At 45.9% G+C, this 19,186-nt stretch carries 17 protein-coding genes; 14 read left to right on the top strand and 3 right to left on the bottom strand.

All coding sequences use genetic code 11. From position 1 onward, the window contains the following. The first annotated feature begins 68 nt into the window (after positions 1 to 68). From nfo to F0265_RS17175, 3 genes are all read left to right on the top strand, one after another. Positions 69 to 953 carry a deoxyribonuclease IV gene (gene nfo, locus F0265_RS17185; RefSeq protein WP_171749820.1) on the top strand — a complete coding sequence of 295 codons (885 nt, stop codon included), beginning with the start codon at positions 69 to 71 and terminating at the stop codon, positions 951 to 953. 244 nt (positions 954 to 1,197) lie between these two features. Next, positions 1,198 to 1,884, top strand: coding sequence for a uracil-DNA glycosylase (gene ung, locus F0265_RS17180; protein WP_171749819.1), 687 nt, complete (start codon positions 1,198 to 1,200; stop codon positions 1,882 to 1,884). Positions 1,885 to 1,984: 100 nt separating this feature from the next. Further along, on the top strand, positions 1,985 to 2,536 hold the full coding sequence (locus F0265_RS17175) for a hemerythrin domain-containing protein (protein ID WP_171749818.1): 552 nt from the start codon (positions 1,985 to 1,987) through the stop codon (positions 2,534 to 2,536). Between the two features lie 53 nt (positions 2,537 to 2,589). Here F0265_RS17175 and F0265_RS17170 read toward each other — a convergent pair whose 3' ends face one another. Continuing rightward, positions 2,590 to 2,772, bottom strand: coding sequence for a DUF3545 family protein (locus F0265_RS17170; protein ID WP_006957979.1), 183 nt, complete (start codon positions 2,770 to 2,772; stop codon positions 2,590 to 2,592). A 704-nt stretch (positions 2,773 to 3,476) separates the two neighbouring features. Between F0265_RS17170 and F0265_RS17165 the strand changes: the two genes are divergently transcribed. The 9 genes from F0265_RS17165 to deoD all read left to right on the top strand — a co-directional run bounded on the left by F0265_RS17165 (position 3,477) and on the right by deoD (position 13,504). Beyond that, positions 3,477 to 4,907 carry a sodium:alanine symporter family protein gene (locus tag F0265_RS17165; RefSeq protein WP_045987047.1) on the top strand — a complete coding sequence of 477 codons (1,431 nt, stop codon included), beginning with the start codon at positions 3,477 to 3,479 and terminating at the stop codon, positions 4,905 to 4,907. A 242-nt stretch (positions 4,908 to 5,149) separates the two neighbouring features. Next, complete coding sequence (gene yaaA, locus F0265_RS17160; protein WP_064487974.1) at positions 5,150 to 5,923, top strand: peroxide stress protein YaaA; 774 nt, start codon at positions 5,150 to 5,152, stop codon at positions 5,921 to 5,923. Positions 5,924 to 5,935: 12 nt separating this feature from the next. Next, positions 5,936 to 6,085 carry a DUF5363 family protein gene (locus tag F0265_RS17155; RefSeq protein ID WP_171749817.1) on the top strand — a complete coding sequence of 50 codons (150 nt, stop codon included), beginning with the start codon at positions 5,936 to 5,938 and terminating at the stop codon, positions 6,083 to 6,085. Further along, on the top strand, positions 6,085 to 6,858 hold the full coding sequence (locus F0265_RS17150; protein WP_171749816.1) for a TatD family hydrolase: 774 nt from the start codon (positions 6,085 to 6,087) through the stop codon (positions 6,856 to 6,858). Before F0265_RS17155 ends, F0265_RS17150 begins: the two co-directional genes overlap by 1 nt. 204 nt (positions 6,859 to 7,062) lie before the next feature. Beyond that, positions 7,063 to 8,325 (top strand): NupC/NupG family nucleoside CNT transporter, encoded by a 1,263-nt coding sequence (locus F0265_RS17145; RefSeq protein WP_171749815.1) that lies wholly within the window; start codon positions 7,063 to 7,065, stop codon positions 8,323 to 8,325. Positions 8,326 to 9,109: 784 nt separating this feature from the next. After that, positions 9,110 to 9,886: a deoxyribose-phosphate aldolase gene (gene deoC, locus F0265_RS17140; RefSeq protein ID WP_171749814.1), complete on the top strand. Its 777-nt coding sequence runs from the start codon at positions 9,110 to 9,112 to the stop codon at positions 9,884 to 9,886. 222 nt (positions 9,887 to 10,108) lie between these two features. Beyond that, entirely contained in the window at positions 10,109 to 11,437 is a 1,329-nt protein-coding gene (deoA, locus tag F0265_RS17135) for a thymidine phosphorylase (protein ID WP_171749813.1), read from the top strand. Positions 11,438 to 11,499: 62 nt separating this feature from the next. Continuing rightward, positions 11,500 to 12,720 carry a phosphopentomutase gene (locus F0265_RS17130; RefSeq protein WP_171749812.1) on the top strand — a complete coding sequence of 407 codons (1,221 nt, stop codon included), beginning with the start codon at positions 11,500 to 11,502 and terminating at the stop codon, positions 12,718 to 12,720. 64 nt (positions 12,721 to 12,784) lie between these two features. Continuing rightward, the gene (gene deoD / locus F0265_RS17125) at positions 12,785 to 13,504 is read left to right on the top strand and encodes a purine-nucleoside phosphorylase (protein ID WP_171749811.1); all 720 of its coding nucleotides are present in this window, start codon (positions 12,785 to 12,787) and stop codon (positions 13,502 to 13,504) included. A gap of 83 nt (positions 13,505 to 13,587) precedes the next feature. Here deoD and F0265_RS17120 read toward each other — a convergent pair whose 3' ends face one another. Then, the gene (locus tag F0265_RS17120; RefSeq protein WP_171749810.1) at positions 13,588 to 14,190 is read right to left on the bottom strand and encodes a YtjB family periplasmic protein; all 603 of its coding nucleotides are present in this window, start codon (positions 14,188 to 14,190) and stop codon (positions 13,588 to 13,590) included. Between the two features lie 103 nt (positions 14,191 to 14,293). Between F0265_RS17120 and serB the strand changes: the two genes are divergently transcribed. Continuing rightward, a complete protein-coding gene (gene serB, locus F0265_RS17115; protein WP_171749809.1) occupies positions 14,294 to 15,274 on the top strand; it encodes a phosphoserine phosphatase in 981 nt (326 codons plus the stop codon). A 35-nt stretch (positions 15,275 to 15,309) separates the two neighbouring features. Here serB and F0265_RS17110 read toward each other — a convergent pair whose 3' ends face one another. Further along, positions 15,310 to 17,655, bottom strand: coding sequence for a PilZ domain-containing protein (locus F0265_RS17110; RefSeq protein ID WP_171749808.1), 2,346 nt, complete (start codon positions 17,653 to 17,655; stop codon positions 15,310 to 15,312). 134 nt (positions 17,656 to 17,789) lie between these two features. On the opposite strand from F0265_RS17110, the gene radA reads away from it, so the two are divergent. Then, on the top strand, positions 17,790 to 19,169 hold the full coding sequence (radA, locus tag F0265_RS17105) for a DNA repair protein RadA (protein ID WP_171749807.1): 1,380 nt from the start codon (positions 17,790 to 17,792) through the stop codon (positions 19,167 to 19,169). The last annotated feature ends 17 nt before the right edge of the window (positions 19,170 to 19,186 follow it).

The following is a 19,186-nucleotide window of genomic DNA, read 5'->3' as shown; positions in this document are numbered from 1 at the left end:
TTGAGATGAAACTGATAACTTGTTGTAATTCGTGCCGCATACTGAAAGTCAAAAGTGATAAAGCAACAATGTTAGAAAATTCGTACGGTAATAAATTCATCGGTGCTCACGTTTCCGCAGCAGGTGGTGTTGATCAAGCACCATTGAGGGCAAAAGAGATAGGCGCAAATGCGTTTGCCCTATTTACTAAAAATCAGCGTCAGTGGAACGCCAAACCGCTTGATGAAAAAACTATCGCTGCATTTAAATCTAACTGTATCAAGCTAGGTTTTACTGCTGAGCAGATCCTCCCACACGATTCGTATTTGATTAATCTTGGTGCTCCAGAGGAAGAGAAGCTTGAGAAGTCCCGAGCTGCATTTATAGATGAAATGCATCGTTGCCATCAGCTTGGGCTGACATTGCTAAATTTCCACCCAGGGAGTCACTTAAAAAAGGTCTCTGAGAAGGAGTGCTTAGCTCGAATCGCTGAGTCGATCAACCTTGCCCACCAATCCGTACCAAACGTAATAGCGGTGATAGAAAATACCGCAGGTCAGGGCACCAATTTAGGTTGGCGATTTGAACATCTCGCGGAGATCATCGAACAGGTTGAAGATAAATCTCGAGTTGGTGTCTGCATTGATACCTGCCATACCTTCGCAGCTGGATATGACCTGACCAGTTTTGATGCTTGTGAGGCGACTTTTGCTGAATTTGATCGTGTTGTTGGTATGCATTACTTAAGGGCAATGCACATTAATGATTCAAAGATTGCCCTAGGTGGGAAGGTCGATCGCCACCACGCATTAGGCAAAGGAGAAATTGGTTGGGCATGTTTTGAGTATATCGCCAAAGATCCTCGATTCGACCGTATCCCATTGATTCTAGAAACAATAGAGCCGGAAAGCTGGCCTGACGAAATTGAGTTTATACGTCAGCACCATGTTACACAGCTCAAGGAACTGGTCTGACTGTTTAAAAGTGGCACTAATTTTTCATAGTGAGTGTAGGTACTCAGACAAACAAGGATGCCACTATGCCTTACACTTCTTTTTACACTACCGCTCGCTCGACACGCCTTCCTGTTCCTAATCGCCATGTGACGGGGCAGGGGCATTATCGGATTCCACAAAAAAGCTAGTTCACTTTATCGCTTTGTTCCTTCATGACTTTTTGCGACAATTGCTTGAGCGTAAATAGCAGAAGGAACAAAACATGACCCCATCACTGACATGGCAAGACGTCATTGGGGCTGAAAAGCAGCAGGACTATTTTCAGCAGACGTTAAATTTTGTTGAATCGGAAAGGGCAGCAGGTAAAGCGATCTTTCCCCCGGCAAAAGATGTGTTTAATGCCTTTCGGGCGACTGAGTTCAATGATGTGAAAGTCGTGATTCTGGGACAGGATCCTTATCACGGCCCTCGACAGGCTCATGGTCTGTGTTTCTCTGTTTTACCAGGTATCAAGACTCCTCCCTCTTTAGTCAATATGTATAAAGAGTTAGCACAGGACATTGATGGTTTTCAGATTCCGGCGCATGGTTACCTTCAAAGCTGGGCTGAGCAAGGTGTTCTGTTACTCAACACTGTTCTTACGGTCGAACAGGGAAAAGCCCATTCGCATTCCAAAACTGGTTGGGAAGCCTTTACCGACAAAGTCATTGAAGCGGTTAATCAGCATCAGTCTGGCGTGGTGTTTTTGCTTTGGGGCTCTCATGCGCAAAAGAAAGGGCGTTTTATCGATCGCAATAAGCACCATGTATTAGCTGCGCCACATCCTTCCCCGTTGTCAGCGCATCGTGGATTCTTCGGTTGTGGGCACTTTTCTCAAGCAAATCAAATTCTTAAATCACAAGGTAAACCAACGATCGACTGGCATCTTCCCGCTCAGGTCAGTGTGTAGCCTTCTCTGAAGTTAATTGCTCAATTTTCGAGCAATATCAAGACTTGAATGGTGCTTCTTATATACACTTACTAAAAGTAGGTGTTAAAGGAGAAGCGCTATGATGATTGAAAGGATACGGCGAGAGCACGGTTACATGGTTCGGTTGCTGGCAGTATTGAGGCAAAAGATTGCCTTACTAAAGAAAGAACAGACCATCAATTACAGCTTGGTGAGAGAAATAGTGGACTATCTGGCTCACCACTCTGAGCGTGTCCATCACCCTAAAGAGGATATTCTCTACCACTATTACTTAGAGCATTACGGCCATCACACGGATATCGAAAATCTTGAACTTGAGCATGAGGCACTATCGCAACGGACTCATTCTTTTCTCGATACCGTCGATATGATCCTCCAAGATGCAGTAGTCCCTCAAGACCTGTTTGTACAGCAACTCGAAGATTTTATCCTGACGCAAAAACGTCACTTAGATCTTGAAGAGCAGTCCATATTGCCTCTCATTAATAAGAGATTCACTTTGCACGATTGGCAAGCCGTCGAAAAACGTTGGAGCGTCACGGAAGACGACCCTGTTTTTGGTGACACCATTGCTGAGCAGTATCAGCAATTAGCGCAACGCATTAGGCAAGTCGATCAAGAGTGTGTCTGACACCCTAGATATCGGTAAACAAAAAGAGGCGCATAAGCGCCTCTTTTTTAATGTCAGTAATCTAGGTTGTCGATATCGTCGAATCCGATGTCCATATCTTTTAATTCGCGTTGAAGCCTCTGCCTATCCTTTATTGCTTCGATTTCTCGCCATTTACGCTTTGCAGGTTTAGAGCGTGTTGCCCGAGTTTTTGGAAAATCCATTTCCATGATTTCTTCAAAGTTTAAGCCTTCCATAAGCTACCTCTTTTAATTATTACTCTTTGAAGGGGTACTGTTTAAATACCATTCCGTTTGGAGAGTAACTTTGATTCGTTTCTCATTTGTTACGATTTAATGAAGTTTTCACGCTGTTTTAGACTTTGCTTCACAGAAAAATGGGCGTTGATTGGTGTTTTTTTGTTCGAACGACTTACCGAAAACGATTAAATTCTGAAAAAATGAATGTTAACGCGGTGTGTGAAAAATCAGCGGTTCGTTTTGCTATGCAATTAGATTTATTTAGAGTAGTTGAGTAACTGATTTTGCAATTTGAATGTCTGGGCAAACTCTTCCCTCAGTCCTTGGTGACAAAGGAGTGTCAAATATTTGAGGCTATGTCATTTCATATGGAGTTGCCTGTTCTGTATTGTTGTTAAATTTTGATGTTAATGTTCTGTATTTGTGGTTTTTATGTTCTTTTTTGTGTTAACTAATGGTGATTTTATAGTGAAAAATAACAATAATATTAATTGGGTTGCATATTGATTTTTGATATTCTTGACTGCATTATCCGCCCGTCAAAAAATACGCTGGTACGTAAAATGGAAGCATGAGGCGCGTTTTACATATCTGAGTTGCACAATAATTACACAATAATACTAAGCAGAATTGACACTTGGTTTGCAACTGGATGGAAGGCTGGGAAGCAGAGATCAGCGAAAACTCACTACGAGGATCTTATGACAGATTTAATTAATTTGATGAATGACCTACTTTGGGGCTCTATTCTTGTTTATCTCCTAGTCGGTGTCGGTGTGTACTTCACATTCAGACTGGGCTTTATCCAGTTCCGCCATTTTGGCCACATGTTTTCGGTACTTAAGAACAGCCGTAAAGCGGATAAAGCAGGTATCTCATCATTCCAAGCTTTGTGTACTAGCCTAGCTGCCCGTGTGGGTACAGGTAACATGGCGGGTGTTGCTGTTGCTCTGACGGCTGGTGGCCCAGGTGCAATTTTCTGGATGTGGCTGATCGCCATGCTGGGTATGGCAACGTCGTTTGCCGAGAGTACATTGGCGCAGTTATACAAAACCAAAGATGATGACGGTAACTACCGTGGTGGTCCTGCGTACTACATGGAGAAAGGTTTGGGCATGCGCTGGATGGGCGTATTGTTCTCAATCTTCCTGATCATCGCTTTTGGTTTGGTATTTAACGCGGTTCAAGCTAACTCAATTGCTGGTGCAATGAATACGGCATTTGGTTGGGATGAAACCTATGTTGGTATTGCCGTTGTTTTGTTATCTGCTGTGGTTATCTTTGGTGGTATCAAGCGTATCGCTCGCGTAGCAGAAATGATTGTTCCTGCGATGGCACTGCTTTACCTAATACTGGCGCTGTTCGTTATGTTTATGAATATCGACAAGCTGCCAGCGGTGCTGAGCTTGATCTTCAAGAGTGCCTTTGGTCTGCAAGAAGCAGCGGCGGGTGGTCTAGGTTACGCAATTGCCCAGGCAATGATTAACGGCATCAAACGCGGCCTGTTCTCAAACGAAGCTGGTATGGGTTCCGCGCCAAACGCAGCAGCATCAGCAACACCTTATCCGCCACACCCTGCGTCTCAGGGCTATGTTCAGATGTTAGGTGTGTTTATGGACACTATCGTGATCTGTTCAGCGACGGTGGCGATTATCCTGATGTCCGGTGAATACGTACCGCATGGTGAGATCACGGGTATTGAGCTGACTCAAGCAGCGTTGAGCTCTCAGGTGGGTTCGTGGGGCGGTATCTTTGTTGCTGTGGCGATTTTCTTCTTCGCCTTTACGTCTATCATTGCCAACTACTCATACGCGGAAACAAACCTTATTTTCCTTGAGCATAACCATAAAGCAGGTCTAGGCGTGTTCCGTCTGGTTGTACTGGCGATGGTGATGTTTGGTGCCGTTGCGTCACTACCTATCGTTTGGGCGCTGGCAGATGTCTCCATGGGCATGATGGCGATTGTCAACTTGGTGGCGATCCTGCTGCTTTCTGGCATCGTGATTAAACTGGCAAAAGATTACAACCGTCAGTTAAAAGAAGGCAAAGTGCCAACATTTGATTCGAACGATTTTCCTGAGCTGAAATCTCAGCTTGAGGATGGTATCTGGGATCAGAGCAAAAAAGATTAATATAACCGTCTTTCTTGAAGCCGTAGCGTCGTTGGCCGCATAAATTCCCCGGAGCGCCGGCCGCCCTAATCACATAGGGAAAACTATGCTCATAGGGCTGAATTGAATTGCCGCCTAGCTACAGCTCCAATTATTTAGGTTATAACTTTTGCCTATTAAAACGATTCAAAAAGCCATGCAGACATTGCATGGCTTTTTTTGTAACCTATAGCCAACAAAAACAGAACGGATAGAGTAAAGCCATGCTAATCGTCGTTTCACCAGCGAAAACCTTAGATTACGAATCACCACTGGCCACAGAGAAATTTACTCAGCCAGAACTGATCGAGTACTCAAAACAACTGATTGATGTGTGCCGTAAGCTGACGCCTGCCGATGTCGCGAGCTTGATGAAAGTCAGTGATAAGATCGCTGACCTGAACGTTGGTCGTTTTCAGGAGTGGAGTGAGACGTTTACGACGGAGAACTCACGCCAAGCGATTCTGGCTTTTAAAGGCGATGTGTACACGGGCTTAGACGCACAAAGTTTGTCGGACGATGACTTTGATTATGCTCAACAGCACTTACGCATGTTGTCTGGTTTATATGGTCTACTTAAACCGCTTGATTTGATGCAGCCTTACCGTCTGGAAATGGGGACGAAACTTGCCAATGAAAAAGGCAGTAACCTGTATCAGTTCTGGGGTAATGTGATTACTGACAAGATTAATCAAGCCATTGTAGAACAAGGTGATAATGTTCTGATTAACCTGGCTTCAAACGAGTACTTTAAAGCCGTAAAACCAAAATCGCTGGATGCTCAGGTGATTACGCCAATTTTCAAAGATTGCAAAAATGGTCAGTACAAGGTGATCAGCTTCTATGCGAAGAAAGCGCGTGGCATGATGGCGCGCTACATCATTGAGAATCGTATCGAGAGCGTCGCGGATCTGACTAAGTTTGACACGGCAGGCTATTATTTTGTTGAGGATGAGTCTTCACCGACCGAATTGGTCTTTAAACGCGAAGAGCAATAAAGGAATCAACAGATGCTAGCTTGGTTTAAACAGTGGATTGCGCGATACGATGCGTGGTGTCAGTCGATGGGGCTGACACCGGAGAATAAACGCAGCTGTGTTCCTTATCGCACAGACCCCGTTCATCAAGCTTCTCTATCCAATAAAAAGGCGCAGCGATAATGCGCCTTTTTGATACCCATTGCCATTTCGATTTCCCCCCTTTTTCCGATGATTTCCCTGCTCAACTTCAACGGGCCAAGCGAACAGGTGTTGAGCGGTTCATGATTCCGGCCATTGGCCCCTCCAATTGGCAGCAATTAATCTCACTGTCTTCTTCATATTCATCTCTTTATATTGCGCTGGGGATGCACCCCTATTTTCTAACGGCAGCCAGCCAGCAGCATTTACCAGAGTTACGCGCTTTGTTTGAAACAAAGCTTGAACGTTGTAAAGCTATTGGTGAATGTGGCTTAGATGCGATGGTCGATGTTGACGAAGAGATACAACGACAGGTGTTTATTGCTCAGATTGAACTGGCGAAAACACTCAAGTTGCCGCTAATCCTTCACGCGAGAAAAACCCACAATTCGGTTCTTCAGTTGCTGAAGCGCCATAAATTTCCTTACGGTGGGGTTTTACATGGCTTTTCGGGGAGCTATCAGCAGGCAATGCAGTTTGTCGAGTTGGGTTTTTATATTGGTATTGGGGGCGTTATAACTTACCCAAGAGCCCAGAAAACGCGCCAAGCGGTGATAGATTTACCTCTTGAATGTATTGTGCTGGAAACGGATGCACCTGACATGCCCCTTTATGGTCATCAAGGCAAACCTAATCATCCGGAAATGTTAGCTCAAACCTTGTCCTGCCTTGCAAAACTGAAGGGTATTACTGAGCAAACGATTGCTGAAAACGTTTGGAAAAATAGCAATTCGGCGTTCGGTATTTGTGAATAGTTTCTAAAGAAAATGTTCTTTTTATGAGTTACAGAATGAAGAAGAGTGATCTCCTTCACGTAAATGAGTGAACGCATGATGAATCTTATTAGAAACTGTGAAGGCAGCATTACTTTATCATTGGACGGATGAGTATAATTGCCTCCGCTTTAGAGCTCCATTTTGTAACACGCCAACAAATAACATATAAGGAAATCATAAACTATGAGCCTGTTTATGAGCCTAGTCGGTATGGCAGTATTGCTAGGAATTGCATTACTACTGTCTGATAACCGCAAAGCTATCAATCTAAGAACTGTGGGTGGCGCATTTGCTATCCAATTCATCATCGGTGGTTTCGTTCTTTACGTACCATGGGGTCGTGACCTTCTAGCTGGCTTCTCTGCTGGCGTACAGAATGTAATCGACTACGGTAAAGACGGTACTGGTTTTCTATTTGGCAGCCTAGTTAACTTCTCAGTTGACGGTATTGGCTTCATTTTCGCGTTCCAGGTACTTCCAACGCTAATCTTCTTCTCTGCACTTATCTCTGTACTTTATTACGTAGGTGTTATGCAGTGGGTAATCAAGATTCTTGGTGGTGGTCTACAGAAAGCACTTGGCACTTCACGTGCGGAATCAATGTCTGCAGCAGCGAACATTTTCGTAGGTCAAACTGAAGCACCTCTAGTGGTTCGTCCGTTTGTTCCTAAGATGACGCAATCTGAGCTATTCGCTGTAATGTGTGGTGGTCTTGCCTCTGTTGCTGGTGGTGTACTAGCTGGTTACGCTTCTATGGGTGTTCCTCTAGAGTACCTAGTTGCTGCATCATTCATGGCAGCACCTGGTGGTCTACTATTCGCTAAGATCATCAAGCCAGAAACTGACGCTCCAGATGAAGAGCTAGGTGGCGACATCGACGGTGGCGACGACAAGCCTGCTAACGTTATCGATGCAGCGGCTGGTGGTGCTTCTGTTGGTCTACAGCTTGCTCTAAACGTTGGTGCAATGCTACTAGCGTTCATCGGTCTAATCGCACTTATTAACGGTATCCTAGGTGGCGTTGGCGGTTGGTTCGGTATGCCTGAGCTAACTCTTGAAATTCTACTAGGCTACATCTTCTCGCCTCTAGCATTCCTAATCGGTGTGCCATGGGAAGAAGCAACGCTTGCTGGCTCGTTCATCGGTCAGAAACTGGTTGTTAACGAATTCGTAGCTTACCTAAACTTCGTACCTTACGTTGGTGACGCAGCACAAGTTGTCCCAGCAACGGGTGAAGTAATGTCTACTAAGACAGCCGCTATTATCTCGTTCGCTCTATGTGGTTTCGCAAACCTTTCTTCTATTGCGATTCTACTAGGTGGTCTAGGTGGTCTAGCTCCAAACCGTCGTCACGACATCGCTCGTATGGGTGTTAAAGCGGTTTGTGCTGGTACGCTATCTAACCTAATGGCGGCGACAATCGCTGGCTTCTTCCTATCTTTCTAATTAAGTAAGCGAAAGATTATATAGACGCCGTTTTAAAAAGCCCCGTAGACACACGTTTGTGTGCTACGGGGCTTTTTTGTTTTTCTTTCCCTGATTATTGCTTCCTAAGCCTGTTAGTAGGCTCTTGGCAGGGAAAGGCTCGAATACAAGCAGGTTGAGTGTTTGGCTTGATTCGAGATGAGTCTGGAGTGGATTCAGACAACTGGATTCATAGCGTTTGTCGGTCATGAAGATTGAACAAACGTTGCACGGAATCTTTTTTGAGATACAAACCGTTTGCGCTCTATGAGCCACTACAGTTCTGCGACGAATATCTATAATGTATGTAAATATAGAGAGTAGGGTAAAACTCATGAATGGAGTTTTCCTCGCAGCCCTCACGGGCTTAGTCGTTGGAGTCCTGTTTTCTGCTATTAAGCTATCCATGCCCATTTCACCAGTATTTTGGTGTGCCGGCGTTGTTAGGATTGAGCTTGGTGGCGTAACTTATCAATGGATTATTGAGAAGTTTTTAGCTAGCGCCTGTTAATACAAGGAGTATGATTGGCGTTGGTTGTAGCGTTGCCTGTACATTGGGCAATTGGCTACAGATACCGTTAGACACCGCAATCGCAGATTGTTGTGCCATAGACCAAACTGGTACTGTGCGGTGACAAGGATAGCAATTGGGGGCAAATTCGCTGTTTGTTCCTAAGTCTTCAGGGAACCAAGTCCGTTCATTAATGACTGCGCAACCCACACTGGGTTGAGCAGATACTTTTATGAATATTGATCGGAGATAGAAATGAGCGATTTAAAAGCAGCAGCACTACGTGCACTTAAACTTATGGATCTTACTACGCTAAATGATGATGACACTGATGCAAAAGTGATCTCACTATGTCATGACGCAAAATCAGCTGTCGGTAACACAGCTGCGATCTGTATTTACCCTCGCTTTATTCCTATTGCTAAGAAGACACTTCGCGAGCAAGGTACACCAGACGTTCGTATTGCAACAGTAACGAACTTCCCACACGGTAATGACGATATTGATATCGCTGTTGCTGAAACGAAAGCGGCCGTTGCTTACGGTGCAGATGAAGTGGACGTTGTATTCCCATACCGTGCTCTAATGGCAGGTAACGAGGAAGTGGGCTTCGAGCTAGTTAAGCAATGTAAAGCAGCGTGTGGCGACATTCTTCTGAAAGTCATCATCGAAACCGGTGAGCTGAAAGAAGAAGCACTAATTAAGAAAGCTTCTGAAATTTCAATCAAAGCAGGCGCTGATTTCATTAAGACTTCAACGGGTAAAGTGCCAGTCAATGCAACACCTGAATATGCACGCATGATGCTAGAAGTGATTCGTGATATGGATGTTGCAGCATCTGTTGGTTTCAAACCAGCAGGTGGTGTGCGCACGGCTGAAGATGCAGCAGCGTACCTAGCAATGGCTGATGAGATTTTGGGCGACAACTGGGTAGACGCTCGTCATTACCGCTTTGGTGCGTCAAGCCTGCTAACTAACCTACTAAATACATTAGAAGTAACAGACGAAACTGCAGACCCTGCAGCGTACTAATTTACTCGTCATATTTGACGCTTCAGCGTTGTTGACTGCATAAGTTCATCCTAATCACATAGAAAACCTATGCTCATAGGAATGAACTTATTTGTCGCCTAGCTGCAACGCCAAATGTTTAGAGTAAGCAATCACTAAGTCTGTTTGGTGGGGTAGCGAATCGCTGCTCCACAATACCTCTTTACCTTACAACCACCGCTACTTTTAGCGTGGGAGGCTCTAATGTATTTACCTCAAGAAATCATTCGCAAAAAACGCGACGGCGAAGTCCTGACTGCCGACGAAATTAATTTCTTTATCCAAGGTGTGGCTAAAAACACCGTTTCTGAAGGTCAAATCGCAGCATTTGCGATGGCTATCTTTTTCAATGAAATGACAATGCCAGAGCGTATTGCACTGACGTGTGCGATGCGTGATTCCGGTATGGTTATCGACTGGAGCCATAAAGAATTCGGCGGCCCAATTGTAGATAAGCATTCAACCGGTGGTGTTGGTGACGTGACCTCGCTGATGCTTGGCCCAATGGTTGCGGCATGTGGCGGTTTCGTTCCAATGATCTCTGGTCGTGGCCTTGGCCATACAGGCGGTACGCTAGATAAGCTGGAGTCGATTCCGGGCTACAACATCACACCAACCAATGAAGTGTTTGGTGATGTTACGAAAGACGCAGGTGTTGCCATCATTGGTCAAACAGGCGACTTAGCGCCAGCCGATAAACGTGTTTACGCAACCCGCGACATTACCGCAACGGTTGACAACATTTCACTGATCACGGCTTCAATCTTGTCTAAGAAACTGGCTGCTGGTCTTGAGTCATTGGTTATGGATGTCAAAGTGGGTTCAGGCGCATTCATGCCAACCTATGAAGCATCTGAAGAGCTTGCTAAATCTATCGTAGCAGTAGCAAACGGTGCCGGTACCAAGACAACGGCTATTTTGACTGACATGAACCAAGTTCTGGCTTCTTCTGCGGGTAACGCAGTAGAAGTACGTGAAGCGGTTCAGTTCCTGACAGGTGAATACCGCAACTCTCGTTTACTTGAAGTTACGATGGCGTCATGTGCCGAAATGTTGGTGTTGGCTAAACTGGCTGACGACACAGAAGATGCACGCGCGAAACTGATGGAAGTTCTGGATAACGGTAAAGCTGCTCAGTGCTTTGGCAAGATGGTCGCAGGCTTAGGTGGCCCGGCTGATTTTGTAGAAAGCTACGACAACTACCTAGAAAAAGCAGAAATCATCAAACCAGTCTTCGCTGATGAAGACGGTGTTGTATCGGCAATGGACACTCGTGCAATCGGTATGGCGGTTGTTTCCATGGGTGGCGGTCGCCGTGTGGCAACAGACGAAATTGACTATGCAGTGGGTTTTGACGGGTTTATCCGCCTTGGTGAAAAAGCATCGAGTGACAAACCACTGGCTGTGATTCACGCCCGTAGTGAAGAGCAATGGCTTGAAGCGGCTGAAGCGCTTAAGCAGGCTATCACTATCGGTGGTGAATATACGCCAACGCCTGAAGTTTATCGTCAGATCCGCGCAGAAGACGTTTAATCAAAAATTACACTAAGGCCCGCCATATAAAAAAAGATTACCGGTGGGCCTGAGGAAGAGCAATGAAAAGAGCATTTATATTAGTACTGGATTCATTTGGAATCGGTGAGACAGCAGACGCTGAGAAATTTGGTGATGTTGGCTCAGACACTCTGGGTCATATCGCAGATCAATGTGATCAAGGCTTGGCGGATAACGCTGATCGTAAAGGTCCACTGACATTGCCTAACTTGTCAAAGCTTGGCTTAGCAATGGCCCACAAAGAGTCAACGGGTCGCTTTGCGCCGGGTTTAGATACTGAAGCGGAAATCATCGGTGCTTACGGTCATGCTGCTGAGCTGTCTTCTGGTAAAGACACGCCGTCAGGTCACTGGGAAATTGCTGGTGTTCCGGTTCTGTTTGACTGGGGCTACTTTACCGACAAAGCCAACAGCTTCCCGAAAGAGCTGACGGATCGCATTCTTGAGCGTGCTGGTTTAGACGGTTTCCTTGGTAACTGTCATGCATCAGGCACCCAGGTATTGGATGATCTTGGTGAAGAGCACATGAAGACAGGTCAACCTATCTTCTATACGTCGGCGGACTCGGTATTCCAGATTGCTTGTCATGAAGAAACCTTCGGCTTAGATCGTTTGCTTGAGCTTTGTCAGATCGCACGTGAAGAGCTGGAAGACTACAACATCGGCCGCGTTATCGCCCGTCCATTCATTGGTCCGGGTAAAGGTCAATTCGAGCGTACTGGTAATCGCCGCGATCTGTCTGTTGAGCCACCTTCAGCGACGATTCTACAGAAGCTTGTTGAAGAGAAAGGCGGTGAAGTTCACTCGATCGGTAAGATCTCTGACATTTACGCTGGTTGTGGTATCACCAAGAATACTAAAGCAACAGGCATTCCAGCACTCTTTGAAGCGACAAAAGAGGCAATCAAAGAAGCAGGTGACAATACAATCGTCTTCACTAACTTTGTTGATTTCGATTCTGCTTATGGTCACCGTCGTGACGTTGCAGGCTATGCTGCTGCGCTTGAGTATTTCGATGGTCGTATCCATGAAGTGATGGAACTGATGGAAGAGGATGATGTTCTTATCCTGACGGCCGACCACGGCTGTGACCCGACTTGGCCGGGTACTGACCACACACGTGAACACATCCCTGTGATTGTTTATGGTCAGAAAGTGCCTGCTGGTTCTCTGGGCTTGCGTGAATCTTTTGCTGACATCGGTCAATCATTGGCAACGTACTTTGGTACCTCACCAATGGATTACGGTAAAAACTTTTTGTAATGAGACAGTTAGAGAGGCAAGCGCCTCTCTGACAACGTTTAACTTAGTTAAGGAATTAACAGACATGGCAACTCCACATATTAATGCTGAAACGGATGCATTCGCAGATGTCGTTCTTATGCCGGGTGACCCGCTACGCGCGAAGTACATTGCAGAAACCTTCCTAGAAGATGTCGTTCAGGTCTGTGATGTGCGTAATATGTTCGGTTTCACAGGGACTTACAAAGGTCGTAAAGTGTCTGTGATGGGCCACGGCATGGGTATCCCATCTTGTTCAATCTACGCCACTGAGCTAATCAAAGACTACGGTGTGAAGAAAATCATCCGTGTAGGTAGCTGTGGTGCAGTGAGCGAAGACATCAAAGTACGTGATGTTGTGATTGGTATGGGCGCTTGTACTGACTCTAAAGTGAACCGCATTCGCTTTAAAGGTCATGACTTTGCTGCAATTGCTGATTATAAAATGGTTCGCGCAGCCGAAGAGGCAGCGAAAGCACGTGGTATTGAAGTGAAAGTCGGTAACCTGTTTTCCGCGGAACTATTCTATACGCCAGATCCAGAGATGTTCGATGTGATGGACAAGTACGGTATCGTTGGTGTTGAAATGGAAGCGGCGGGTATCTACGGCGTTTGTGCCGAGTACGGTGCGAAAGCACTGACTATCTGTACTGTATCTGATCACATCAAAACGGGTGAGCAGACTACGTCGGACGAGCGTCAGACGACGTTCAATGACATGATGATCGTTGCCCTAGACTCAGTACTACTTGGTGACGAAGCGTAAGATGCTGTTGGCCATCTGAGCTAGCCAGACCTTGCAAACATAAAAAAGGGTTGACCTAATGCGTCAACCCTTTCTTTATCGCTCTATATATCTTTTAACAACAGGTTTTCACCTTTTTTCTTTGGCTTGCGACGGATGACGACCGCAAGTAATAAACCCGCAATAAAACTCATCCCAACCATGGTATACATGTAACGATCGCTCTTGCGGTAATAATGATCAGAAAACGCAGTCACTTTACCTGTTTCAAAAGTAATGCGTACAAAACCTAGAACTGCGTTATCGTGCATGATCGGTTCGACCAGTTGCTGCTTGCCGATCCGAGCGGTTTCAAGCGGAGTATCTAAGCCAAGAATTTCACGTACACTTTTGCCTTTGTCACTTGATGCTAAACGAATACCTTCCGCATCATAAATGGTGGCATCAAATACCAAATTATCCTGAGCCAACTGGTTAGTCAGTTTCAATAACCGTTCCTGATCTTGATTGACGATCATATCGCCAGCTGACAATGAGGCTTGGGATACCAGAATTTTAATCAGCGTTTCCAGCTGATTTTTCTGAATCTGCTCATTACTTTTTGTAATTTTAACGCTGTTGACACCTATGACCGCCACCATAGCAATCAGGGAAAGAATGGCGAGTGCTCTTAAGGCCATACGAAATGAAAACAGAGAGGATTCCATACACACCCAAACCGAGGTTAATTTTGCTATAGAGCATATTGATACTTGCGCAGCTAAATTGCAATAGGTTAACGTGTGAGGAGATTTTTTAGGAATAATTTACATGGAAACGTTTAAGACTCTTTCTATTCAAAGGCATACTTCACTTTATAACCGACTACCAGAAGCGCGCTTAGCGAACAACTTCGATAAAGCCAAAGCAAATTGGATTGTGTTTGCGGAATACTTGTCGCCAAAGCAGTTTGAAGATATCGACTTTTTTACGGGCTACTATAACGCAGTCGTTGACGTGTGGAAGGTTGGTCAATATGAAGTGGCGCTGATGCAAGGTGAGTTGACAGCGGAACACGAGAAAATTCTTCAAGGTATTGAACTTGATTATGCCCCGCTGAATGATCTGCCAGATCTATCGAAACCTGGCTTGATCGTGATGGATATGGACTCGACCGCCATTCAGATCGAGTGTATTGATGAAATCGCTAAGCTAGCTGGTGTGGGTGAAGAAGTCTCCGAAGTAACCGAGCGAGCCATGCAGGGTGAGCTCGACTTTGAACAAAGTCTGCGTCAACGAGTAGCGGCGCTGGCCGGTGCAGATGAAAGCATTTTATCCAGTGTCCGACATGAGCTTCCTCTGATACCAGACCTGCTTGAACTTGTGCATACTTTGCATCAGTTTGGCTGGAAAACGGCGATCGCTTCTGGCGGCTTTACTTATTTCTCCGACTACCTCAAGGAGACGTTGAAGCTCGACCATGCTCAATCCAATCAGCTGGAAATCATTGACGGTAAGCTGACTGGTAAGGTACTGGGTGATGTGGTTTCTGCACAAACCAAAGCGGATATTCTTGAAGAGCTGGCGGAGCAATATGAGATTGAACCACACAATACCATTGCAGTTGGAGATGGGGCGAACGATCTCGTTATGATGTCAGCTGCTGGTTTAGGTATTGCTTATCACGCTAAACCTAAGGTAGAGCAGCAGGCGCAAACCGCGGTGCGATATTCTGGGCTGGGTGGCGTGTTGTGTATTCTTTCCGCGGCATTGGTGAAACAGAAGAAGATAAGCTTCAAGCCCACACCATAACAAACACAAAAAAGCGAGGGTATACCCTCGCTTTTCTATTTAGTCAGTTCAAGACGAATCAACACTTCTTCCGTAATGTCGGTAATTTCGCCGTAGCCCATAATGCCGTTAATCTCTTTTTCCAAACTTCTCGCCTGATGCATACTGATTGGCGCCAGCTCTTTAATATCTTCTTGCAGCAGGGCGCTCATAGGGTCGAATACCGGGGCACTGCATACTCGCAGGGCATAAAATTCCCCCATAGACTGAGCATTTTTAATAAACGCCACTCGCTCTTTGAGAGAATCAAACTCACTCACCAATTTAGACTCATATGACTGAATGCGTGTACCAAATTGAGTGGTCGACAAATAGACTTCCTGAAATTTTGGCTGTGCACCATCAATACGACGCATCGGCTGCGCCAGCAAGGTATTGGTGTGGCCTTTATAGATAGGTTCCAGAGAAAAGTTCTCTTCCTGTCCAAGCTTTGCCAATACGACTAAGTGCGGAGCTAGAGGGAAGTTGACCCCAATAACTCGAGGCTTGAGGTTTTTACCCCGCTTTTCGACGAAAATTGGTGAGCTGACAATTTTATCCAAGAGTATGTCATGTAGCCCTTCGAGCAACAGATTGCTTGGCAGTAACTCTTTCTTAGCGATAAGTTTGTCTTGGTTATGCTCGATTAGACGACCAAAGAAAGCGATAGTACGCATGGTATTGCTATCTTCAAGCATCACCAATTGCAGACGTTTCCCTCCCGGAGAGATTCTAATTACATCATAAGGGACGCTGTCCAGCGGCAGTTTCTTGTCGTAAAGGCTCAGCTCTTTGAAGTTAACCTTACAAGTATGACCCGCTTTTAACGCGCATGGCGAGGTTAGCGCAAGACTGATACCGCGCTTAGAGATATCCAGCGTGACTCCGGTGTGAACCGTGTTGTCGCTGGTTGTGAGTTCTAAAGGAGAGCGGAACTGATAGCGGGGCTCTTTACGGCGAGACTTTGCATCGAAATAGAGGCAAACCGGATTGTTTTCTGGGTTACGAACATGACGGAAGCGATTTAATTCGCTACTTGGCAAGCGAGGTTTTTCCGTTAACAGATAATCCTGATTGGTAGCCTCTGTTGAAAGCTCCTGCAAGATACCGCAATGAGTCAAGGTTTTGGTGTCAAAATCCAGCTCAGTGGAGTGATTGGCTAACTCGCTTCGTTCGCTGTCTGACAACTCAAAAACATGCAGGCGGAATGCGCGCCAGCTTTCTTTTTTCGCCCCCACATGCCAGAAAAGTTGACGCACTTGGCGGGTGGCTTCTGGCATCATCATCGAGAAGAATAAGGTTTTTCCCTGATGTTCATGAGTGAACGAATAAAACACGTTGTTACTGCCACGCATGCCCGGCTTAGTCAGATGCTCGATTCTTTCTTTGTTAAACAAGGTCGTCAGGGCTTGTTGGTTGCGTTCATCCTGCCAGTACTGCCAGATAGGTTGGTTGTTTTCAGTCATCAACGCCAGCTTGAGCTCATTGCCGCTGAAGAACACGGGTAAATTGCAGGTGTGTTTCAGGAAGGTATGCTCATACCCCCTTGAACGGGCGCGGATGACTTTGTCTTGATTATCGTGACGAGAACGCTGGCTATCATTTTTAAGTTGATCTTCGATAACCTCTTCAACAACCGTCGACTCATCAAGTTTGAGCAGACGTAGGTATTTCACTGCATCGTTCTCGTAAGACTCATCGATGCCGACAATTCGGTAGTTAATCGGTGTATCCAATCCTTCGACTTCGCTGTTTCTTGCGAGTTCAACAAAGCGAACGGCAATGATTTCACCCAGCTTGTAGCTAAAGGCAGAAGGGACTTTAAATTTGGCGCCAGACGGGGAGATATCCACGGTTGTTGCGTGGACTAATTGGTCTTTATTGACCTGAAATTCTATTTGAGAGGAAAGCTTGAGGCGGTTTTCACGTCTCTTAAGGTCGTAGCCTAAGTTAATTGCTTCAACGTCGTAGGCCGTGCTTTTTTCTGAAAACTCAATACCCTGTGGCTTGCCACGCTTCTGCATGACTCGGAAGTTGTTATGGGTGTTACACAAGGCTTCCCAAACCCCTTCGGTATAGCCGCCAAACTTACGGGTATTTTTGTGGTAGGCATTAAAAGCTACGTCGTCTAGCCAGTGTTTAACACCATCCAGCTCGTATTCGCGGCATTCACCCTTGACGCGCCCGCGCAGATCAACACTTTTGGTGCAGGGAGCCATCACGCGGTTAAGTTCCATCTTAACCAGAATTTTGACCGATGGCGCCTCTCCTTCGGTCATTTGGGCGAGAAGGTATTCAAAATCATCGGAGTTGTAAGCAGGAATCAGTCGTTCTGCTAAAGATAAAATCTCTGGCTGCTGCATATATTTTTGTTAGCTTGTCCCTTACTCTGAATATCGGCCTTGATATAAAGATCTTTAATGATATGTTACACCGAATCAAGGTGAATAGGTGACGAATGATAACTGCATTGTCACAAATACAGGTCCGAGGTGATATGGCAAAGGCAAAAAGAGCATACGTATGTAACGACTGTGGCGCGGATTTTCCGCGATGGCAGGGACAATGTAATGCTTGTGGCGCATGGAATACGATTAGTGAAGTCAGGTTGGCTGCATCCCCTGCAGCGGCGAGAAATGAGCGACTGACTGGCTACGCAGGAAACTCGGGTGAAACTCAGGTTCAAACCTTATCCGAGATAGATTTACAGGAAGTTCCACGTTTTACCAGCGGCTTTAAAGAGCTTGACCGAGTTTTAGGTGGAGGGGTTGTACCCGGAGCGGCGATTTTGATCGGTGGTAATCCTGGTGCAGGTAAATCGACGCTGTTGCTACAGACAATGTGTTATTTAGCATCTCAGATGCCGACTTTGTATGTCACCGGTGAGGAATCGCTTCAGCAGGTCGCGATGCGGGCTTCCCGTCTGGGGTTGCCTAAAGACAATCTGAAAATGCTTTCAGAAACCAATGTTGATCGTATTTGCCAGATTGCAGAAAAAGAACAGCCTAAGATTTTGGTGATTGACTCGATTCAGGTGATGCATGTGGCGGATGTTCAATCTTCGCCGGGCAGTGTGGCGCAAGTAAGAGAGTCAGCGACTGCGCTAACCCGCTATGCTAAGCAAAACAATGTCGCGGTGTTCATTGTTGGCCACGTAACCAAAGACGGCACGTTGGCTGGGCCTAAAGTGCTTGAGCACATCATCGACTGTTCAGTGCTGCTTGATGGCGGTACTGATAGCAGGTTCAGAACGCTTCGTAGTCATAAGAACCGTTTCGGTGCTGTGAATGAGTTGGGCGTGTTTGCCATGACAGGGCAGGGGCTGAAAGAAGTCAGTAACCCTTCGGCTATTTTTCTCTCCCGTGGGGAAGAAGAGACCTCAGGCAGCTCCGTTATGGTGGTTTGGGAAGGCACTCGTCCACTGCTGGTGGAAATTCAGGCACTGGTGGATTACTCCCAGTTGGCAAACCCAAGACGTGTAGCGGTTGGCCTTGAACAAAATCGACTGTCGCTGCTGTTGGCCGTTTTACATAAACATGGTGGTCTGCAGATGGCGGATCAGGATGTGTTTGTGAATGTAGTAGGCGGGGTTAAAGTAACGGAAACCAGTGCCGATTTAGCTTTGGTGATGGCACTGCTATCCAGCTTCAGAGATAGAGCACTACCAAAAGACGTAGTGGTTTTTGGTGAAGTGGGTCTTGCCGGCGAGATTCGTCCGGTACCTAGCGGGCAGGAAAGGCTGAATGAAGCATTTAAACATGGCTTTAAAAAGGCCATCGTTCCGGCTGCAAATATGCCTAAAGGCGGTATTCAGGGAATGCAGATTCACGGCGTGAAGAAGTTATCAGAAGCGATTGAGGCCTTTGACGAACTTTAAGCTCGGATTATATTTAT

It is taken from the genome of Vibrio sp. RE88, assembly GCF_013113835.1.
Lineage (GTDB): Bacteria > Pseudomonadota > Gammaproteobacteria > Enterobacterales > Vibrionaceae > Vibrio.
The sequence above is the reverse complement of the archived record's forward strand: the minus strand, read 5'-3'. Positions and strand labels throughout refer to the sequence as shown.